Source organism: Streptomyces sp. NPDC049687 (assembly GCF_044465285.1).
Taxonomy (GTDB): domain Bacteria; phylum Actinomycetota; class Actinomycetes; order Streptomycetales; family Streptomycetaceae; genus Streptomyces.
The window spans coordinates 515,450-534,476 of the sequence record NZ_JBITLN010000004.1 but is presented as its reverse complement, the minus strand read 5'-3'; the positions used below and the strand labels follow the sequence as shown (position 1 = coordinate 534,476).

Sequence of the window (19,027 nt, the reverse complement as noted above, 5' to 3'; positions counted from 1 at the left end):
GTCCCCCTCGTTGCCGTGGGTTGCGGGATCCACCAGTCTGATCAGTGACTCACGGGTACGAGGACAGGTGTTGCGACAGGAAACGGGCGCCGGGGTTGTCGGCTTCCCTCTAACCCTCGGACGCCCGAACACTTCCCGAACGCCTGCCCGCGAGCAGGGCGAACTTCTAGCCGGTGAACAGTTTCGTCGCCTTCTGCACGAGCTCGTAGAGCCCGTAGGCGAGCGGGGCGCCCACCCAGAGCCAGGCGAACGCGATCAGCGGCCGCCGGTCAGGCGGACTCGGACTGCTGTCGGGCTGCGACATCGACGGCCTCCTTCGGGGCGGGGACGTGGTGGCGGGTGTGGACCGGGCGGACGAGTTCGTTGGCGACGAAACCGACGGCGAGCAGCCCGATCATGATGAAGAGGGAGAGGGAGTAGAGGTCCGAACCGTGTTTGCCGGCCTCCTCCTGCCGGTCGGCGATCCAGTTCACGATCAGCGGGCCGAGGACTCCGGCGGTGGACCAGGCGGTGAGCAGCCGCCCGTGGATGGCGCCGACCTGGTAGGTGCCGAAGAGGTCCTTGAGGTAGGCGGGGACGGTCGCGAAGCCGCCGCCGTAGAAGGAGAGGATCACCAGCGCGCAGAGGATGAACAGCGGCTTGGACGAGTCGCCGAACAGGGCGATGAGCGCGTACATCAGTGCGCCGAGGCCCAGGTAGAGGCGGTAGATGTTCTTGCGGCCGATCAGGTCGGAGGTGGACGACCAGCCGATGCGGCCCGCCATGTTGGCCGCCGACAGCAGGGCGACGAAGCCCGCGGCGGCGGTCACGGACACCGGGGTGGAGGTGTCGGCGAAGAAGTCCGTGATCATCGGGGCGGCCTTCTCCAGGATGCCGATGCCGGCGGTCACGTTCATGCAGAGGACGACCCACAGGCACCAGAACTGCGGGGTGCGCACCGCGGAACGCGCCGAGACCTGCACACCCGTGACACTGCTCGGGCCGGCCGCGGCCGCCGCCCCAGCGGTGCGCGGCACACGCACCAGCAGCACACCCAAGGTCATGAAGACTGCATACGACATCCCGTGGACAAGAAACGCGAGCGCGATCCCGGAGTGGTCGGCGCCGAAGGACTCCAGCATCTGCGCCGACCAGGGCGAGGCGATGAGCGCGCCGCCGCCGAAGCCCATGATGGCGATGCCGGTGGCCATGCCGGGCCGGTCCGGGAACCACTTGATCAGTGTGGAGACCGGCGAGATGTAGCCGATGCCCAGGCCGATTCCGCCCACGAAGCCGTAGCCGAGGACGATCAGCCAGTACTGCTCGGTGGCGGCGCCGAGCGCGGAGATCAGGAAGCCGGAGGAGAAGCAGACCAGGGCGACCGTCATGGCCCAGCGGGGCCCGTTGCGCTCGACCAGGGTGCCGCCGAACGCGGCGGACAGCCCGAGCATGACGATGGCGAGCTGGAACGGCAGCGCGCTCTCGGTGCCGCTGAGGCCGAGCGCGGACTCCAGCGGCGGCTTGAAGACGGACCAGGCGTAGGCCTGGCCGATGGAGAGGTGGACCGAGAGGGCGGCCGGGGGCACGAGCCAGCGGCTCCAACCGGGCGGTGCGACAGGGGGACTCATGAAACCCGAACGGTAGGAAGGATCACGGCCGTTGAGAAGGCGGCGCGTCGACCGTATGCGGTGAGCGGTATCCAGCATGCGACGAACGGTCGGACCGGCCGGTTTCCCGGGAGACGGCCGGTGCTGCGCACACCCTTGCCTGAAGGCCCACAGCCGGACCGCTTCGGCACGGACGCCGCCCGGCTCGACGAGGAACCGGAGATCGACAACGACCTTGCTGTGCGCGACTACGACAAGGGCATCCTGTGCCACAAGTGCGTCGACGCCTGCGGCGACCAGTGGCAGAACACGTTCGCGACCTCGGTGACCGGCCCCGGTTTCGACGCCCGGATCGCCGTGGAGCACGACGTCCCGCTGACCGACTCGGCGTCGCGGGTAGTACGGGAACGAACTGCGTCGAGGTGCGCCCGACGGGGGCGCTGTCCTTCAAGCCGGAGTACGACCGGCGGGCGGCGGGCATCTGGGACGAACCCGCGCAGACGCGGACGAGGACCGTGTGCGCGTACTGTGCCGTGGGCTGCCATCTCACCCTCCACGTGCAGGACAATGAGATCGTGAAGGTCACCTCGCCGCACGACAACCCGGTGACCCACGGCAATCTCTGCATCCAGGGCCGCTTCGGCTACCAGCACGTACAGAACCGGGGCTGATCATCACATGGGACGAGTCACCGAACGACGCAAGGTGCTCCGCATACGCGACGGAGCGGTCTCCACCCGGCCGGACACCCTCGTCGCCGAGGAACCGATGGAGATCCGGCTCAACGGCAAGCCACTCGCCATCACCATGCGCACCCCCGGGGACGACTTCGCGCTGGCCGCCGGTTTCCTGGTCAGCGAAGGTGTCCTGGGTTCCGTATCCGATCTGCAGAACATCGTCTACTGCGCGGGCGCGACCGCCGACGGCTCGAACACCTACAACGTGGTGGACGTGAAGACGGCCCCCGGGGTCACGGTCCCCGACATCACCCTCGAGCGGAACGTCTACACCACCTCGTCCTGCGGCCTGTGCGGCAAGGCGAGCCTGGACGCCGTCCGTACGACGGCCCGCTGGCCCATCGCCGACACTCCCCCGGTCCGTGTCGAACCCGAGTTGCTCGCGAGCCTCCCCGACCGGCTGCGCGCGGCCCAGCGGGTCTTCGACCGGACCGGGGGCCTGCACGCGGCGGCCCTGTTCTCCGAGGACGGCGAGCTGCTGGACGTACGGGAGGACGTGGGCCGGCACAACGCGGTCGACAAACTGGTCGGCCGTGCCCTGCAGAACGGCGACCTGCCCCTGTCCCGGACGCTCCTGCTGGTGTCGGGGCGGGCCTCCTTCGAGCTGGCGCAGAAGGCCGTGATGGCGGGCATCCCGGTGCTCGCCGCGGTCTCGGCGCCCTCCTCGCTGGCCGTGGACCTGGCCGCGGAGGCGGGGCTGACGCTGGTGGGCTTCCTGCGGGGCGCCTCCATGAACGTGTACGCGGGTGAGGACCGCATCGCCCTGCGGACCGCGGCCGTCCGGGGGTGACGCGGTTCCCCGCGGCACGGCGGGGACCCGGCCCGGCGGGGAGCGCCCCCGCGCCGCAGGGGGCGCGTCTCAGTCCGCCGCCAGGCGCACCTGCCCCGCCCGCACGACCGTTCCCAGCCGCGGGAAGTCCAGCTTGACCGAGGCCTCGTGCTCGGCCTCGGTGAGCGCGGCCATGGCGTCCTCGACGAAGACGAGGTCGTAGCCGAGGTCGCCTGCGGCGCGGGCGGTGGACTCGACGCCGAGGTTGGTGGCGATGCCGCCGAACACGACGGTGGTCACTCCGCGGGCGCGCAGCCGCTCGTCCAGGCCCGTGCCCTGAAAGGCGCCGATCGTGCGCTTCACGATCTCCGCGTCGCCGTCCCGGAGCAGCCCGTGGACGAGTCCGCTGCCGGGCGGCTGTTCGGCGACGCCGGGGCGTTCGACGCGGACGAGGACGACCAGAGCGCCGGCCGAACGGAAGGCTTGCGCCAACTCCTCGGCCACGGACAGCACTTCGGTGCCCTTGCGGGGTTCCAGGGGCAGGGCGACGATCCGGTCCATCAGATCGACGAGGACGAGGGCGGTGCGCGCGGGGTCGAGCGCGAGGGGTGCGGTCATGACGGAACGTTATCCGTCATGAGCCGTCCGTACCCGGCATCCGGATCAACAGGCCGGTGTGCCGCTCGCGTCGGCGTCGTCTCACGCCGTCGCCGACGCCCGCTCCGTGGCCGCTTCCCGCGACGAAGCCTCCAGCGGGTCCCGCGCCCGCCGCTTGGCGATCACCGCGCACACCATGAGCTGCATCTGGTGGAACAGCATCAGCGGCAGCACGGCGAGCGAGGCGTGCGCGCCGAACAGGACGCTCGCCATGGGCAGTCCGGAGGCCAGGGACTTCTTGGAGCCCGCGAACTGGATGGCGATCCGGTCCTCCCGGCCGAAGCGCAGCGCCTTGGCGCCGTACCAGGTCAGGGCGAGCATCACCGAGAGCAGCACCGCCTCGACGACGAGCAGTGCGCCGAGCCGTACGGGGCTGACCTGGTGCCAGATGCCCTGGACCACGCCCTCGCTGAACGCGGTGTAGACGACCAGGAGGATCGAGCCGCGGTCGACCAGTCCGAGCACCTTCTTGTGCCGGGTGACGAACCCGCCGATCCAGCGGCGCAGCACCTGCCCGGCGGCGAAGGGCACCAGCAGCTGCAGCACGATCTCCACGAGGGAGTCGGCCGAGAAGCCGCCCCCACCGCTGCCCAGCAGGGCGGCCGCCAGCAGCGGGGTGACGACGATCCCGGCCAGGGAGGAGAAGGAGCCGGCGCAGATCGCGGCGGGCACGTTGCCGCGGGCGATCGAGGTGAAGGCGATCGACGACTGGATGGTCGACGGGACGAGGGTGAGGAAGAGCAGCCCCTGGTAGAGCGGGTGGGTCAGGAACACCGGCACGAGTCCGCGGGCGGCCAGGCCGAGCAGCGGGAAGACGACGAAGGTGCAGACGAGGACGGTGGTGTGGAGCCGCCAGTGGCGCAGACCGTCCAGTGCCTCGCGGGTGGAGAGCCGCGCGCCGTAGAGGAAGAAGAGGAAGGCGATCGCGGCCGTGGAGGCGCCGGAGGCCACGTCCGCGGCGGTGTCGCGGGCCGGGAGCAGCGCCGCGAGCCCGACCGTCCCGAGCAACAGCAGGACGTAGGGGTCGACCGGCATCCAGCTCGGCCACTGCAGGCGTTTCACGGTGCTCCACGTACGTTCGATGGGCTGCCTCGGGGGCCGGAGGACCCCCTCCATCGTCCTCCTCGGGCCCGTGATCGGGAATCCGTCATACCGCTCTCACTGTGATGGCGGTATGCGATACCCGGTAGCCGGGTCGACGCACACGCTCGCGGGCGGCGGTGCGGCGGCCCTCGAAGGCGTCGTGCCCGGGCACGACGCTGCGCGCCGCCTTCACCACGGGGCTCGACACGGCGGAGGTGACCGCGGGCCGGGTGGGGGCTGATCGCCGTCGTTCTGGTGCGCGCACCGCGCGCGGCGGCCGCCGGAGTAACGGAATCGGCCACTCCGGCGCTGATCCAGGGGAGACCGGCACGCCGCACCTGACCTCGCCGGGAGGGTCGGGCGGCGTAAGCGGGACGGGCAGATTCGGTGGAGATTACGGCACCGAAACTTACTCTTCCGTCAGCTTTCTGTCCGACCCTTCCCCATGTGAGCCCATTTTCCGGCGCTGACCAGCGCAGACGAGAGCATCGTTCGCTTTCCGCCCCCCTCCCGCCCCATCGAGAGGTGGGGTAGCTTTCACGGCGCTGTGCGGCCATGAGAAGCGGGGTGCGGGTTTGCGCGAGTTCACCAACCCTCCGTTGGCGTTGGCACCGCCGGTGGGCGGTCTGGCCGACGTCGTCTTCCGGCACGCCCAGGAGGACCCGCTGTACGTGGCACTCGGCCGCAAGAACGAGCAAGGCGAGTGGCGGGACGTGACCGCCGCCGAGTTCCGCGACGAGGTCCTGGCCCTCGCCAAGGGCCTCCTCGCACAGGGCGTCCGCTTCGGCGACCGCGTCGCGATCATGTCCCGCACCCGCTATGAGTGGACCCTGTTCGACTTCGCCCTGTGGACGATCGGCGCCCAGGTGGTGCCGGTCTATCCGACGTCGTCGGCCGAGCAGTGCTTCTGGATGCTGTACGACGCCGAGTGCACGGCCGCTGTCGTGGAGCACGAGGACCACGCGATGACGATCGCCACCGTCATCGACCGGCTCCCGCAGTTGCGGCAGCTGTGGCAGCTGGACGAGGGCTGCGTGCGGGAGCTGTACGACGCCGGCGCCTCGGTCGAGGACGAGGTGGTGCACCGGCACCGGGAAGCGGTCACCCCCGACTCGGTCGCCACGGTCATCTACACGTCGGGAACCACGGGCCGCCCCAAGGGCTGTGTGATCTCGCACGGCAACTTCATGTTCGAGGCCGACACGGTCATCGAGCGCTGGGAGCCGGTGTTCCACTCCAAGAAGGGCGACGAGGCGGCGACCCTGCTGTTCCTGCCCCTCGCGCACGTCTTCGGGCGGATGGTGCAGATCGCGGCGATCCGCGGCAAGGTCCGCTTCGGCCATCAGCCCCAGCTGCACGCGGCCGCCCTGCTGCCCGACCTGGCCGTCTTTCGGCCCACGTTCTTCCTGGCCGTGCCGTACATCTTCGAGAAGGTGTTCAACGCTGCCCGCCGCAAGGCCGAACGGGAGGGCAGGTCGGGCCCGTTCGAGAAGGCCGTGGACGTGGCCGTGGCCTACGCGCAGGCGCTGGAGGCGAAGGCGTGGGGCATCGGGCCCGGTCCGTCGGCGGGGCTGCGGATGCAGCACCAGTTCTTCGACAAGGTCGTCTACTCCAAGGTGCGCGCGGCGATGGGCGGCCGGGTCCGGCACGCCATGTCGGGCGGCTCGGCCATGGACCGCAAGCTGGGGCTGTTCTTCGCCGGCGCGGGCGTGCAGATCTACGAGGGCTACGGGCTGACCGAGTCGACGGCGGCCGCGACCGCCAACCCGCCCGGCCGCACCCGCTACGGCACCGTCGGACAGCCCATCCCCGGCATGACCGTGCACATCGCGGACGACGGCGAGATCTGGCTGCGCGGAGAAAACGTCTTCCAGGGATACCTCAACAACCCCAAGGCCACCGACGAGACCCTGCACGACGGCTGGCTGGCCACCGGTGACCTGGGATCCCTCGACGAAGACGGTTACCTGACCATCACCGGCCGCAAGAAGGAGATCCTCGTCACCTCCGGCGGCAAGAGCGTCTCGCCGGGGCCGCTGGAGGAGCGGGTGCGCGACCATCCGCTGGTGGGCCAGTGCATCGTCGTCGGCAACGACCGCCCGTTCGTCGCCGCCCTGCTCACCCTCGACCACGAGGCCGTCGAGCACTGGCTGCGGATGCGCGGCAAGCCGCAGCTGGCCCCCGCCCAACTGGTGCGCGACCCCGACCTGGAGGCGGAGGTGCGCCGGGCCGTCGTCGCCGCGAACACGCTGGTCTCGCAGGCCGAGTCCATCCGCACCTTCCGCATCCTGGCTCAGCCGTTCACCGAGGAGCACGGGCTGCTCACCCCGTCGCTGAAGCTGAAGCGCAAGGCGATCGAGAACGCCTACGCGAACGAGGTCGACGCGCTGTACCGGACGTAAGGACGTTGTACGGCAGGTAAGGCTTTGGGGTACGAATTCCTGGGTCAGGAATGCATCACGGCCTGTGATCGTTGACGATGGGAGTACCACTTTGACGGACAACCGAAGGATCAAGAGCTCGTGAGCAGCAAGGTCCCCCCGATCATCCTCAACAACGGCGTCGAGATGCCCCAGCTGGGCTTCGGCGTCTGGCAGGTGCCGGACGACGAGGCGGAGCGGGCGGTCTCCACCGCGCTGGAGACCGGGTACCGCAGCATCGACACAGCGGCGATCTACGGCAACGAGGAGGGCACCGGCAAGGCCATCAACGCCTCCGGCGTGCCCCGCAAGGCCATCTTCGTCACCACCAAGCTCTGGAACCGCGACCAGGGGTACGACGCCACACTGCGCGCGTTCGACACCTCTCTGGAGAAGCTGGGCCTGGACTACGTCGACCTGTACCTCATCCACTGGCCGCTGCCGGCCCGGGACATCTACGTCGACACGTACAAGGCGTTCGAGAAGCTGTACGCCGACGGCCGGGTCAAGGCCATCGGTGTCTCCAACTTCCTGCCGGAGCACCTTCGGCGGCTGATCGAGCAGACGTCGGTGATCCCGGCGGTCAACCAGATCGAGCTGCACCCGCACCTGCAGCAGCACGCCGCCCGCGAGTTCCACGCGGAGCAGGGCATCGCCACCGAGGCCTGGTCCCCCCTCGGCCAGGGCAAGGGCCTCCTGGAGGTCCCGGCGATCGTGGCCATCGCCCAGAAGCACAACCGCACCCCGGCCCAGGTCGTGCTGCGCTGGCACCTCCAGCTCGGCAACGTGGTGATCCCGAAGTCCGTGACGCCGTCGCGGATCAAGGAGAACATCGAGGTGTTCGACTTCAGCCTGGACACCGAGGACCTGGCGGCGATCAGCGCGCTCAACGAGGACCGGCGGATCGGCCCGGACCCGGCGACGTTCGACCTCGGCTGAGGCCGGTCCGACACGGGCCCGGGCCCCGGGTTCGACCGGGATCGAGCGCGCGTATGAAGCGTGGAGGCAGAGGTGAGGGGGCGTGGCCAGTGGGTCACCCCCTCACCGGCGTCGGCGGTCGCTCTACGCCGGCTTCACCGCCGTGTGGACGGTGTGCGCCGCCAGCACGAACACGTCCGGCCTGCGGTGCACGCCCGCCGCGTCGTCGGGGTCGAGCAGCCGGTCCAGCACGGAGCGGTCCTCGGGGTCCATGGCGTCGCCGAAGACGTCGCGCAGCCGGGACAGGGACGTCGTGATGTAGGCACGGGCCCGGTCGGGGGCGGGGGCGGGCAGGTCGAGCAGGAAGCTGCGGGTGCGGCTGTGCTTCAGGCCCGCGGAACCGAGCAGCGCCGGCCAGTCCTCGGTCACGTCGACCGAACCGGGCAGGTCGGCCCGCATCCGCGCGAACCACTCCTCCTGCAGTGCGTCCAGCCGCGCCTCCAGGCCGGGGCGGCCCAGGCCGAGGTCGCGCGGCAGGAACCGGCTCGGCAACCCACCCTCCATGATCGCCAGCGTTCCGCCGGGCGCCAGCCGCTCCGTGAAGGCGGTGAGGGCGGCGCGCTGGTCGCCCAGGTGGTGCAGGCTGCGGCCCGCCCACAGCAGGTCGGCCGGATAGTCCAACTCATCCAGCACGCCGGGAAGTTCACCGGCCAAGGTGCCGAAGCGGTCGGCGTACCCGAGCCGGGCGGCCCGCGCCCCGGCCCTTTCCAGCAGTGGCTCGGAGCCGTCGACAGCCAGGACCCGCGCGCCGGGGAAGGTCTCGGCGAACAGACAGGACACGACCCCGGGACCGCTCCCCGCGTCGACGATCAGCCCCGGCTCGGTCACCTCCTTGCCCAGCCAGGCGAGAGCCCGCTCGTACAGGGGCATGAACAGTTCGGCCTGGGCTTCGAGGTGCGGGCCCATCTCGGCCCAGTCGATGTCGGTGCCGCCGGAGCCATGCGCGTGGCCATGCCCGTGGCCGTGGCCGGGTCCGTGCTCGTGCTGCTGGTGCTCGTGCGGGTGGTGCGCCATGGTGATCAGCCTCTCGTCGGGTACGCCGTCAGCGTGCGCCGACGCACCGCACGGTGGCCACTTCTGTTGCCGGGACAGCAAAAAAGCACCCCCACTCCACCGTCGCGGGAGCAAAAATCGGGATGTCGGACACGCGCCGGATCCCGGACGAGGCCGCCATGGACGACAGGCCGGCTGAACGGACTCGAGATCGCTCCGCGGCTGGTCGAGGCGCCGCGCACCGCCCGACGGCGTATGCGCCGGGCCGGCCCGGCGCGGTGTGACTGTGAGGTGTTCCTGGTGCGCGCGGCCCGGTCGCACCACGGCACCCGCCCCCGTTTCCGGGCCCGGCCGCCGCTGTGTCCGGCCGCCCCCACGAGCTGGAGCGGCCGGACGGGAATTACTCGGCGGTGGAGTCCGCGGTCCGCCGGGGCCCGGCCCGGGGGGGCCGGAGCCCCGGCGGATCCACCCGTCACTACAGCGGCGGGTACGCGTTCTGCATCAGCTGCTGGAACTGCGCCGAGAACCAGTGCCCGGACAGTGGGGCGTTCGCCAGGGCACCCGACATGTTGTTGCCGTTGCGGGGGTTGCCCGTGTACGTCGGGTCGCACATCCGGTCGAAGCCCTTGCCCTCGTCGTTCGAGATCGCGGTGCTGGAGCCGTCGGACTCGCCCGGCGGCTTCATCCACACGTACGCGTCGATCCCGGCGGCCGGAGCGGCCTGCGGGCGCTCGCCGAGGCCGGCACCGGACTGGTTGCACCAGTTGCCGATGTGGATACGGCGGTCGTAGCGGCCGCCGTCGACGTAGGTGTCCACGCTGGTCGTGGCGCCCGGGCCGGTGGGCCGGGCGGTGCCGCCCCAGCCGTTGCGGGAGGTGTCGATCAGCATGCCGATGTTCGACCGGAAACCGGTGGAGACCAACTGCGTGCGGAAGGCCTGCGCGTACGACAGCTCGTCGACGTACCGGTTCCAGTCCACCCACTTGGACTCACGGACCGACTTGCCGGCCACGGAGTCGTTGATGGTGAAGTTGTTCTCCTTCAGGGCGCTGTAGTTCGCCGTGTTGGTGATGAAGCCGTGTACATCGTCCACCGTCGCCCCTTCGGCGGTGGCGGCCTGGTAGAAGAGCTGGGCGGACGGGGCGAAGTTGTCGTCCCAGCCGAGCCAGCCGTGGTGACCGGCGTCGATGTAGTTGTAGACGTTGGGGATGTCGCCGAGCTTGTTCAGCGCGTAGCCGACGCCCTTCACGTAGTTGCCGTTGGCCTTCATGGTGTCGCAGGCCGCCGTGGCGGTGGGCCGGCTGCCGGTGTTGGTGACCAGGTTGGGCAGCGAGTCGATCTCGATGGTGGTGACGATCCGCAGGCCGGCGTACTTGCTGTCGGCGAGGATCGCCGCGATCGGGTCGATGAACTGCGTCTTGTACTTGTCGATCTCCGTCGGGCCCAGCTCGCCGTTGGAGGCGAGGGCCGCGCAGTCACGCCCCGGCAGGTCGTAGACGACCAGCTGGACGACCTCCTCGCCACTGCCCTTCTGGGCGAGGGCCGCGTCGAGGTGGGCGCGCAGCCCCATGCCGCCGTTGACGCCGTTGATCGCGGCGATGCGGTCGAGCCAGACGCCGGTGGGCTGGTTGGAGACGCGGGAGCCGCCCGGCTCGGCGGCCGCCTTCGCCGACCACTCCGGGTTCACGTACACCTTGGCGCCCGCGTAGGGGTTGTCGACCCTGGTGGAGGGGGTGCCCGGGTCGGTCGGCGTGCCGGGGTCGGTGGGCCCGCCGGTGCCGCTGTCGACGTTGCAGGTCACGCCGTCGAGCGTGAACGTGGTGGGCACCGCGTTGGTGCCGCTGTAGGAGCCCTGGAACCCGAAGCTGACCGAACCGCCGGTCGCCAGCGTCCCGTTGTAGCTCTCGTTGTTGGCGGTGACGGCCGTACCGGACTGGGTGATCTTCGCGTTCCAGCCGCTGGTGACCTTCTGGTTGCCGGCGTACGCCCATTTCACCGACCAACTCGTCTTCGCCGCCGAGTTGTTGGTGACCGTGACGTTGGCGGTGAAGCCGGTGTCCCACTGGTTCTGCACCTTGTAGTCGACGGTGCACGGGATGGCGGCGATGCCCGGGTCCCCGGGGACGACCGCGAGCGCCGTCCCGGACGCGCCGGCGACCAGCGCCAGCGCGGCGAGTATCGCTGTTCTGCTACGGCTCATGAGTGGGGGTTTCCTTGTCCGTTGCGGGTGTGGTCCGTTCCTTGGTCGTGCGGCTCGTTCTCGGGTGGCGCCTATCCGTCGAGGGCTCGCAGATGGTCGCGCAGGCCGGTGCCGTACGCGGTGGGGGTGCCGTCGTAGCTGGAGATGAGCGACGGGCCGGAGGAGCAGTCCCAGGTGTTCCAGGTCCAGCCCAGATACGACAGGTTCCGGTCGTCGAACCACTTCATGACCTGGTCGACGAAGGAGTGCGCACAGGTGTTCTCCCCGATCTCCCCGGCCACGAGCGGCACCTGGGCGGCCACGGGGGCGAGCGTGGAGTTCCAGCAGCTCTCGCTCGCACAGGAGTTGAAGTTGTAGACGTGGTACGCGGCGGCGAGATTGCCGGTGGGGTCGCTGGGCTTGTAGGTCAGCCACTGACTGAGGTCGTTGGAGTAGGCGAGCCCGCCGGCGAGGATGACGTTCTGGGCGCCGGTCGCCCGTATGGAGTCGACGAGATCCTGCATACCGGCGACTTCGTACCCGATGCCGGGGCAGGTGCCGCCGTCCCGCCAGCACTGCCACGCCTGGGTGGTCGTGGAGGTCGCGCGGTCCGGATAGGGCTCGTTGAACAAGTCGAACACGACGGCCCGGTCGGCCTTGAAGGTGTTGGCGACCGAGGTCCAGAACGACGGTGTGTACTGCATGTCCGGCATGGGCTTCTGGCAGCTGGCGTGCACGTCGGAGCAGCCGGCCGAGTTGCCGGTGTACTGGCCGTAGGTCCAGTGCAGTTCGACCACCGGTGTCATGCCGTGCGCCTCGACGCGGGCCACCAGGTCCTTGACGGCGTTGATGTAGGGGGCGCCGCCATAGGCGGAGTTGATGTTCGAAAGGCCCAGCCAGCACTCCTCGTTGAGCGGAATGCGGACGGTGTTGGCGTTCCAGTCGGCGATCGCCTTGATCGCGGCGTCGTCGACCGGGCCGTCCCAGATGCCGCGGCCCTGCACGCACATGAACTCTCCGCCGGAACGGTTCACGCCGAGCAGACGGCGGGCCGTTCCGTCGGCGTCCACGAGCCTGTTCCCGGAGACGTGCAACGCGGGTGGCACGTCACCGATGTCCGGCGGGTCGGTCGAGGGCGGGGTGGTGGGCGTGGGCGTCGGCGTGGGTTGCGTGTCGACATTGCAGGTCGTGCCGTTGAGCTTGAATGTCGCCGGCACCGCGTTCGCCGCGCCCGGCTTCGACGCGACGAAGCCCGCGTCCACGCTCGCGCCGGCGCCGAGGGAGCCGTTCCAGCTCTCGTTGGCCCCGGTGACCGTCGTGCCCGACTGAGACCACTTGGCACTCCAGCCCTGGGTGACCTTCTGCCCGTTGGCGAAGTCGAACGTCAGGCTCCAACTGCTCAGGGCCGCCGCGTTGTTGGTGATTCTCACGGCACCCTGGAAGCCGGCGTCCCACTGACTGGTGACGGAGTACTCCACCGTGCACGCGGGCGTGGCTCCGTGCGCCGTCATGACCGGCAGGGTCAGCCCCGTCCCGAGGGCGAACGTGCCGGCGACGGCTGAAAGGATTGAACGAGGGGGGTGTCGCATGAGCGACTCCTTGCAGCTCAGCGCGTCGTGACGGACGCGTCGACTGATGGAATCGCTCCCACTGGTGTCTCGAAGCTAGCGCCAAGCGCTGGCAAAGAACAGGGGAGCCGCTGACTTTCCCTCAACTTTCGGCGTCGAATCTTTTCGACTCTTCAAGCACCTTGACCGCTCTCACCCCCGTCCTCACTATGGGAGCGCTCCCACTGGTTCAAGGCTTGTTGCTCCTCCCCCCACCGCAACCGCCGACAGCCGACCGGCGACTGTCTACAGTCGCCCGCCGACCGCCGACGCCGAGCCGCAAGGAGAAACCAGACCCATGGACCTCTCACGCAGACGCCGCGCCGCGCGGCGCCTGTGGACCGCCGTCGTGGCGGCCCTCGCGCTTCCCCTCGCCATGCTGAGCACCAGTACGACTCCCGCCCAGGCGGCGGCACTTCAGTGCAGCGTGGACTACAAGGCCAACGACTGGGGCTCCGGCTTCACCGCGGACCTGACCCTCACCAACCGCGGCACCGATCCGATCAGCGGCTGGACCCTGACGTACTCCTACTCGGGCAACCAGAAGCTGTCGAACGGCTGGAACGGGACCTGGTCGCAGTCCGGTCAGCAGATCACGGTGAACAACGCCACCTACAACGGGACGATCGCCGCGGGCACCGCGGTGAGCACGGGCGCGCAGTTCACCTACAGCGGCACCAACACCGCGCCCACGAGTTTCGCGGTCAACGGCACCACCTGCGCCGGCGCCCACCAGCCGCCGGTCACCGTGCTGACCAGCCCGGCCGCGGGCGCCGTCTACACCCATGGCGACCCGGTGCCGCTCGCGGCGACCGCCGCGGCCGCCGACAACGCGACGATCAGCAAGGTCGAGTTCTACGACGACACGACCCTGCTGGGTACGGACACCAGCTCGCCGTACACCCTGTCGGCCTCCGGGTTGTCGGCGGGCAGCCACTCGCTGGTGGCCAAGGCCTATGACAGCCTGGGCGCGTCGGCGTCGTCGACGCCGGTCGGCATCACGGTCGCCTCGGGACCGGCCGTGGTCGCCTCCACGAACCAGCTGGCGGTGCAGCAGGGCAAGACGGGCACCTACGAGGTGAAGCTGTCGACCCAGCCCTCGGCCAACGTGACCGTCACGACCGCCCGCACCAGTGGTAACACCGGCCTCACCGTCACCGGCGGCGCGTCCCTCACCTTCACCCCGTCGAACTGGGGCACCGCGCAGAAGGTGACCATCACCGCGGACGCCTCCGGAACGGGCGCGGCCACCTTCGAATCGACGGCCACCGGACACGCCAAGGCATCGGTCGCGGTCACCGAGATCGCCGGCAGCAAGGCGTACGACGCCCGGTTCCTGGAGCTCTACGGCAAGATCACCAATCCGGCCAACGGTTACTTCTCCCCCGAGGGCATCCCCTACCACTCGGTGGAGACGCTGATCGTCGAGGCGCCCGACCAGGGCCACGAGACGACGTCGGAGGCGTACAGCTATCTTCTCTGGCTGCAGGCCATGTACGGCAAGATCACCGGTGACTGGACCAAGTTCAACGGCGCGTGGGACGTCATGGAGAAGTACATGATCCCCACCCACGCCGACCAGCCGACGAACTCCTTCTACAACGCGTCCAAGCCGGCGACGTACGCACCGGAGCTGGACACGCCGAACGAGTATCCGGCGAGGCTGGACACGGGCGTGTCCGTGGGATCGGATCCGATAGCCGGTGAACTGAAGACCGCATACGGTACGGACGATGTCTACGGTATGCACTGGCTCCAGGACGTCGACAACGTCTACGGCTACGGCAACGAGCCCGGCAAGTGCGAGGCCGGCCCGACCGCGACCGGACCGTCGTACATCAACACCTTCCAGCGCGGTGCGCAGGAATCGGTATGGGAAACGATTCCGCAGCCGACCTGCGACGCCTTCAAGTACGGCGGTGCGAACGGGTACCTGGACCTGTTCACCGGGGACTCCTCCTACGCCAAGCAGTGGAAGTTCACCAACGCTCCGGACGCCGACGCGCGGGCGGTGCAGGCCGCGTACTGGGCGGACATCTGGGCGAAGGCGCAGGGCAAGGGCAGTGACGTGTCCGCGACCGTCGGCAAGGCCGCGAAGATGGGCGACTATCTGCGGTACGCGATGTACGACAAGTACTTCAAGAAGATCGGCAACTGTGTCGGTCCGACCGCGTGCGCGGCCGGCACCGGCAAGGACGCCTCGCACTACCTGCTGTCCTGGTACTACGCCTGGGGCGGCGCCACGGACACCAGCGCCGGCTGGGCCTGGCGAATCGGCTCCAGTCACGCCCACGGCGGCTACCAGAACCCGCTGGCCGCCTACGCGTTGAGCAGTTACGCGGACCTGAAGCCCAAGTCGGCGACCGGGCAGGCGGACTGGAGCAAGTCCCTGACCCGCCAGCTGGAGTTCTACCGCTGGCTGCAGTCCAGCGAGGGCGCCATCGCGGGCGGCGCGACGAACAGCTGGGCGGGCCGCTACGCGACTCCCCCGGCCGGCACCTCCACGTTCTACGGCATGTACTACGACCAGCAGCCCGTCTACCACGACCCGCCGTCCAACCAGTGGTTCGGCTTCCAGGCGTGGTCGATGGAGCGGGTCGCCGAGTACTACCAGCAGACGGGGAACGCGCAGGCCAAGGCAGTCCTCGACAAGTGGGTCGACTGGGCGCTGTCCAAGACCACGATCAACCCGGACGGCACCTTCCTGATCCCCTCCACCCTCCAGTGGTCGGGCCAGCCCGACACCTGGAACGCGTCAAGTCCCGGAGCCAACACGGGTCTTCACGTCACCGTTGCCGACTACACCAACGATGTCGGCGTGGCCGCCGCGTACGCCAAGACGTTGACGTACTACGCCGCCAAGTCCGGTGACACGGAGGCGAAGACAACCGCCAAGGCGCTCCTGGACGGCATGTGGACCAACAACCAGGACGCCCTCGGCATCGCGGTCCCCGAGACCCGCGCCGACTACAACCGCTTCGACGACGGCGTGTACGTCCCGAGCGGCTTCAGCGGCAAGATGCCGAACGGCGACACGATCAACTCCTCCTCGACCTTCGCCTCGCTCCGTTCCTTCTACAAGAACGACCCGGCCTGGTCGAAGATCGAGAGCTATCTCGCGGGTGGTGCCGCGCCCGTGTTCACGTACCACCGGTTCTGGGCCCAGGCGGACATCGCCCTGGCCATGGGCTCGTACGCGGAGCTCCTCGAATAAGTCCCCGCTAAGGCTCCGCGTACCGCGCCGGGCGGCCCCTTCCCGCATGGGGGCCGCCCGGTAGTCGCACGTCCTCCACCAGCACTACTCGCACCTCCTCCCACATGGCTTCGCGAGGAAGGACCCCCACCGTGCGAAGAACCCGCATCCTCACGGCCGTGCTGGCGCTCGCCGCCGGCCTGATCGCGGGCGGCCCGCCCGCCCTGGCGGCGGACGGCGCCCAGCAGGTGACGCCGGCCGCAGAGTCGTACACCTGGAAGAACGCCCGGATCGACGGCGGCGGCTTCGTCCCCGGCATCGTCTTCAACCGCAAGGAGAAGAACCTCGCGTACGCGCGCACCGACATCGGCGGCGCCTACCGCTGGCAGGAGTCGGCCAGGACCTGGACGCCGCTGCTGGACTCGGTCGGCTGGGCGGACTGGGGGCACACGGGCGTGGTGAGCCTGGCCTCCGACTCCGTCGACCCGAACAAGGTGTACGCGGCGGTCGGCACGTACACCAACAGCTGGGACCCGGGGAACGGGGCCGTGCTCCGCTCCGCCGACCGGGGCGCCGGCTGGCAGAAGACGGACCTGCCGTTCAAGCTGGGTGGCAACATGCCCGGCCGGGGCATGGGCGAGCGGCTCGCGATCGACCCGAACAAGAACAGCGTGCTGTACCTCGGCGCGCCGAGCGGCAAGGGCCTGTGGCGGTCGACGGACTCGGGTGTCACCTGGTCGCAGGTGACGAACTTCCCCAACGTCGGCACCTACGTACAGGATCCCGGTGACACCAGCGGGTATGCGAGCGACAACCAGGGGATCGTCTGGGTCACCTTCGACGAGTCGACGGGTACGGCCGGTACGGTGACGAAGACGATCTACGTAGGGGTCGCCGACAAGGACAACGCGGTGTACCGCTCGACGGACGGGGGCGCGACCTGGAGCCGGCTGGCCGGGCAGCCGACGGGATACCTGGCACACAAGGGTGTACTGGATACCGTCAACGGCTATCTGTACATCGCATACAGCGACAAGGGCGGTCCGTACGACGGCGGCAAGGGCCGGCTCTGGCGGTACTCGACGGCGACAGGGACCTGGACGGACATCAGTCCGGTGGCGGAGGCCGACACCTACTACGGTTTCAGCGGGCTGACGGTCGACCGGCAGAAGCCCGGCACCGTGATGGCCACCGCGTACAGCTCCTGGTGGCCCGACACCCAGATCTTCCGCTCCACGGACAGCGGCGGAACCTGGACGAAGGCGTGGGACTACACCTCGTATCCCAACCGTTCGAACCGGTACACGATGGACGTCTCGTCGTCGCCCTGGCTGACCTGGGGCGCGAACCCGTCGCCGCCGGAGCACGCGCCCAAGCTCGGCTGGATGACCGAGGCGTTGGAGATCGACCCGTTCGACTCCAGCCGGATGATGTACGGGACGGGCGCGACGATCTACGGCACGGAGAACCTGACCGACTGGGACAGCGGAGGCCGGTTCACCATCAAGCCGATGGTGCAGGGGCTGGAGGAGACCGCGGTCAACGACCTCGCCTCTCCCCCGGCCGGCGCCCCGCTGTTGAGCGCCCTCGGTGACGTCGGCGGCTTCCGGCACACGGACCTGACGAAGGTGCCGTCGATGATGTTCACCGCGCCGAACTTCACGACGACCACCAGCCTGGACTACGCCGAGACCGACCCGAACACGGTGGTCCGGGTCGGCGATCTGGACTCGGGACCACATGTGGCGTTCTCCACGGACAACGGCGCCAACTGGTTCGCCGGAACGGACCCTTCGGGCGTCAGCGGCGGCGGGACGGTGGCCGCGGCGGCGGACGGCAGCCGGTTCGTGTGGAGTCCGGCGGGCACCGGCGTGCAGTACACGACGGGCTTCGGCTCGTCGTGGCAGCCGTCGAGCGGGATACCGTCCGGCGCGATCGTGGAGTCCGACCGGGTCGACCCCAAGACCTTCTACGGCTTCAAGTCCGGCAAGTTCTACGTCAGTTCGGACGGCGGGGCGACCTTCACGGCCTCGTCGGCGGCCGGGCTCCCGAGCGGTGACAGCGTGCGCTTCAAGGCGCTGCCCGGCACGAAGGGCGACGTGTGGCTGGCGGGCGGGGCGAGCGACGGCGCGTACGGGCTGTGGCACTCCACCGACTCCGGCGCGACCTTCACCAAGCTGTCGACGGTCGAGCAGGCCGACACGATCGGCTTCGGCAAGGCGGCGACGGGCGCCTCGTATCAGACGCTCTACACCAGCGCGAAGATCGGCGGGGTACGCGGCGTCTTCCGTTCGACGGATAGGGGCGCCACCTGGACGCGGATCAACGACGATGCCCACCAGTGGGGTTGGACGGGTGCGGCGATCACCGGTGACCCGAGAATCTACGGGCGGGTGTACGTGTCGACGAACGGCCGGGGTGTGATCTACGGCGACACCTCCGACACCAGCGGCGGCGGAAGCGGGGGCGGCGGCGGAGGTACGGACCCCACGCCCACCCCGACCGGCGCCTGCGCGGTGACGTACACGATCACCAACCAGTGGTCGGGCGGCTTCCAGGCGGACGTGAAGCTCGCCAACACGGGGACGAGCGCCTGGTCGGGCTGGAGCCTCGGCTGGACGTTCCCCGGCGGCCAGACGATCTCCCAGCTGTGGAACGCCGACTACACGCAGTCGGCGTCGGCGGTGACGGCGAAGAACGTCGGCTGGAACGCCAACGTGGCGGCCGGCTCGTCCGTGAGCTTCGGCTTCACGGGCAGCTGGACGGGGTCGAACGCGAAACCGGCGGCGTTCAAGCTGGGCGACCAGAGCTGCACGGTGAGCTGA

At 69.5% G+C, this 19,027-nt stretch carries 12 protein-coding genes and 1 pseudogene; 6 read left to right on the top strand and 7 right to left on the bottom strand.

Features of this window, described 5'->3' with window-relative positions:
• Nucleotides 1–166: 166 nt before the first annotated feature.
• Together ACIBVL_RS16575 and ACIBVL_RS16570 are read right to left on the bottom strand one after the other, a co-directional pair.
• On the bottom strand, nucleotides 167–304 hold the full coding sequence (locus ACIBVL_RS16575) for a hypothetical protein (protein WP_399097845.1): 138 nt from the start codon (nucleotides 302–304) through the stop codon (nucleotides 167–169).
• Nucleotides 270–1,607 (bottom strand): OFA family MFS transporter, encoded by a 1,338-nt coding sequence (locus ACIBVL_RS16570; protein WP_399097844.1) that lies wholly within the window; start codon nucleotides 1,605–1,607, stop codon nucleotides 270–272. The genes ACIBVL_RS16575 and ACIBVL_RS16570 overlap by 35 nt, the downstream gene beginning before the upstream one ends.
• 150 nt (nucleotides 1,608–1,757) lie before the next feature.
• Here ACIBVL_RS16570 and ACIBVL_RS16565 point away from each other — a divergent pair.
• Together ACIBVL_RS16565 and fdhD are read left to right on the top strand one after the other, a co-directional pair.
• Nucleotides 1,758–2,257 (top strand): annotated as a pseudogene (locus tag ACIBVL_RS16565) (Fe-S-binding domain-containing protein); the annotation flags it as partial.
• A 7-nt stretch (nucleotides 2,258–2,264) separates the two neighbouring features.
• Nucleotides 2,265–3,113, top strand: coding sequence for a formate dehydrogenase accessory sulfurtransferase FdhD (gene fdhD / locus ACIBVL_RS16560; RefSeq protein ID WP_399097843.1), 849 nt, complete (start codon nucleotides 2,265–2,267; stop codon nucleotides 3,111–3,113).
• A gap of 69 nt (nucleotides 3,114–3,182) precedes the next feature.
• Here the strand turns inward: fdhD and ACIBVL_RS16555 are convergent, their stop codons facing one another.
• Both ACIBVL_RS16555 and ACIBVL_RS16550 read right to left on the bottom strand, forming a co-directional pair.
• Nucleotides 3,183–3,710 (bottom strand): isochorismatase family protein, encoded by a 528-nt coding sequence (locus tag ACIBVL_RS16555; protein ID WP_399097842.1) that lies wholly within the window; start codon nucleotides 3,708–3,710, stop codon nucleotides 3,183–3,185.
• A gap of 81 nt (nucleotides 3,711–3,791) precedes the next feature.
• Nucleotides 3,792–4,811, bottom strand: coding sequence for a bile acid:sodium symporter family protein (locus ACIBVL_RS16550; RefSeq protein ID WP_399097841.1), 1,020 nt, complete (start codon nucleotides 4,809–4,811; stop codon nucleotides 3,792–3,794).
• A 596-nt stretch (nucleotides 4,812–5,407) separates the two neighbouring features.
• On the opposite strand from ACIBVL_RS16550, the gene ACIBVL_RS16545 reads away from it, so the two are divergent.
• Nucleotides 5,408–7,234 (top strand): AMP-dependent synthetase/ligase, encoded by a 1,827-nt coding sequence (locus ACIBVL_RS16545; protein WP_399097840.1) that lies wholly within the window; start codon nucleotides 5,408–5,410, stop codon nucleotides 7,232–7,234.
• Nucleotides 7,235–7,354: 120 nt separating this feature from the next.
• Nucleotides 7,355–8,191: an aldo/keto reductase gene (locus tag ACIBVL_RS16540; protein WP_399097839.1), complete on the top strand. Its 837-nt coding sequence runs from the start codon at nucleotides 7,355–7,357 to the stop codon at nucleotides 8,189–8,191.
• Nucleotides 8,192–8,314: 123 nt separating this feature from the next.
• Here the strand turns inward: ACIBVL_RS16540 and ACIBVL_RS16535 are convergent, their stop codons facing one another.
• The 3 genes from ACIBVL_RS16535 to ACIBVL_RS16525 form a co-directional block, all read right to left on the bottom strand.
• The gene (locus tag ACIBVL_RS16535; RefSeq protein ID WP_399097838.1) at nucleotides 8,315–9,244 is read right to left on the bottom strand and encodes a class I SAM-dependent methyltransferase; all 930 of its coding nucleotides are present in this window, start codon (nucleotides 9,242–9,244) and stop codon (nucleotides 8,315–8,317) included.
• A 454-nt stretch (nucleotides 9,245–9,698) separates the two neighbouring features.
• Complete coding sequence (locus ACIBVL_RS16530; protein WP_399097837.1) at nucleotides 9,699–11,423, bottom strand: glycoside hydrolase family 6 protein; 1,725 nt, start codon at nucleotides 11,421–11,423, stop codon at nucleotides 9,699–9,701.
• Nucleotides 11,424–11,494: 71 nt separating this feature from the next.
• A complete protein-coding gene (locus ACIBVL_RS16525) occupies nucleotides 11,495–12,991 on the bottom strand; it encodes a cellulase family glycosylhydrolase (RefSeq protein WP_399097836.1) in 1,497 nt (498 codons plus the stop codon).
• A gap of 316 nt (nucleotides 12,992–13,307) precedes the next feature.
• On the opposite strand from ACIBVL_RS16525, the gene ACIBVL_RS16520 reads away from it, so the two are divergent.
• Nucleotides 13,308–16,223 (top strand): glycoside hydrolase family 48 protein, encoded by a 2,916-nt coding sequence (locus ACIBVL_RS16520; protein ID WP_399097835.1) that lies wholly within the window; start codon nucleotides 13,308–13,310, stop codon nucleotides 16,221–16,223.
• Between the two features lie 131 nt (nucleotides 16,224–16,354).
• The gene (locus tag ACIBVL_RS16515; RefSeq protein ID WP_399097834.1) at nucleotides 16,355–19,027 is read left to right on the top strand and encodes a cellulose binding domain-containing protein; all 2,673 of its coding nucleotides are present in this window, start codon (nucleotides 16,355–16,357) and stop codon (nucleotides 19,025–19,027) included.

Coding starts and splice junctions, on each gene's coding strand:
- ACIBVL_RS16535 (WP_399097838.1), bottom strand. CDS start 9,244: ATGGCGCACCACCCGCACGAGCACCAGCAGCACGAGCACGGACCCGGC.
- ACIBVL_RS16555 (WP_399097842.1), bottom strand. CDS start 3,710: ATGACCGCACCCCTCGCGCTCGACCCCGCGCGCACCGCCCTCGTCCTC.
- ACIBVL_RS16525 (WP_399097836.1), bottom strand. CDS start 12,991: ATGCGACACCCCCCTCGTTCAATCCTTTCAGCCGTCGCCGGCACGTTC.
- ACIBVL_RS16520 (WP_399097835.1), top strand. CDS start 13,308: ATGGACCTCTCACGCAGACGCCGCGCCGCGCGGCGCCTGTGGACCGCC.
- ACIBVL_RS16570 (WP_399097844.1), bottom strand. CDS start 1,607: ATGAGTCCCCCTGTCGCACCGCCCGGTTGGAGCCGCTGGCTCGTGCCC.
- ACIBVL_RS16530 (WP_399097837.1), bottom strand. CDS start 11,423: ATGAGCCGTAGCAGAACAGCGATACTCGCCGCGCTGGCGCTGGTCGCC.
- ACIBVL_RS16575 (WP_399097845.1), bottom strand. CDS start 304: ATGTCGCAGCCCGACAGCAGTCCGAGTCCGCCTGACCGGCGGCCGCTG.
- fdhD (WP_399097843.1), top strand. CDS start 2,265: ATGGGACGAGTCACCGAACGACGCAAGGTGCTCCGCATACGCGACGGA.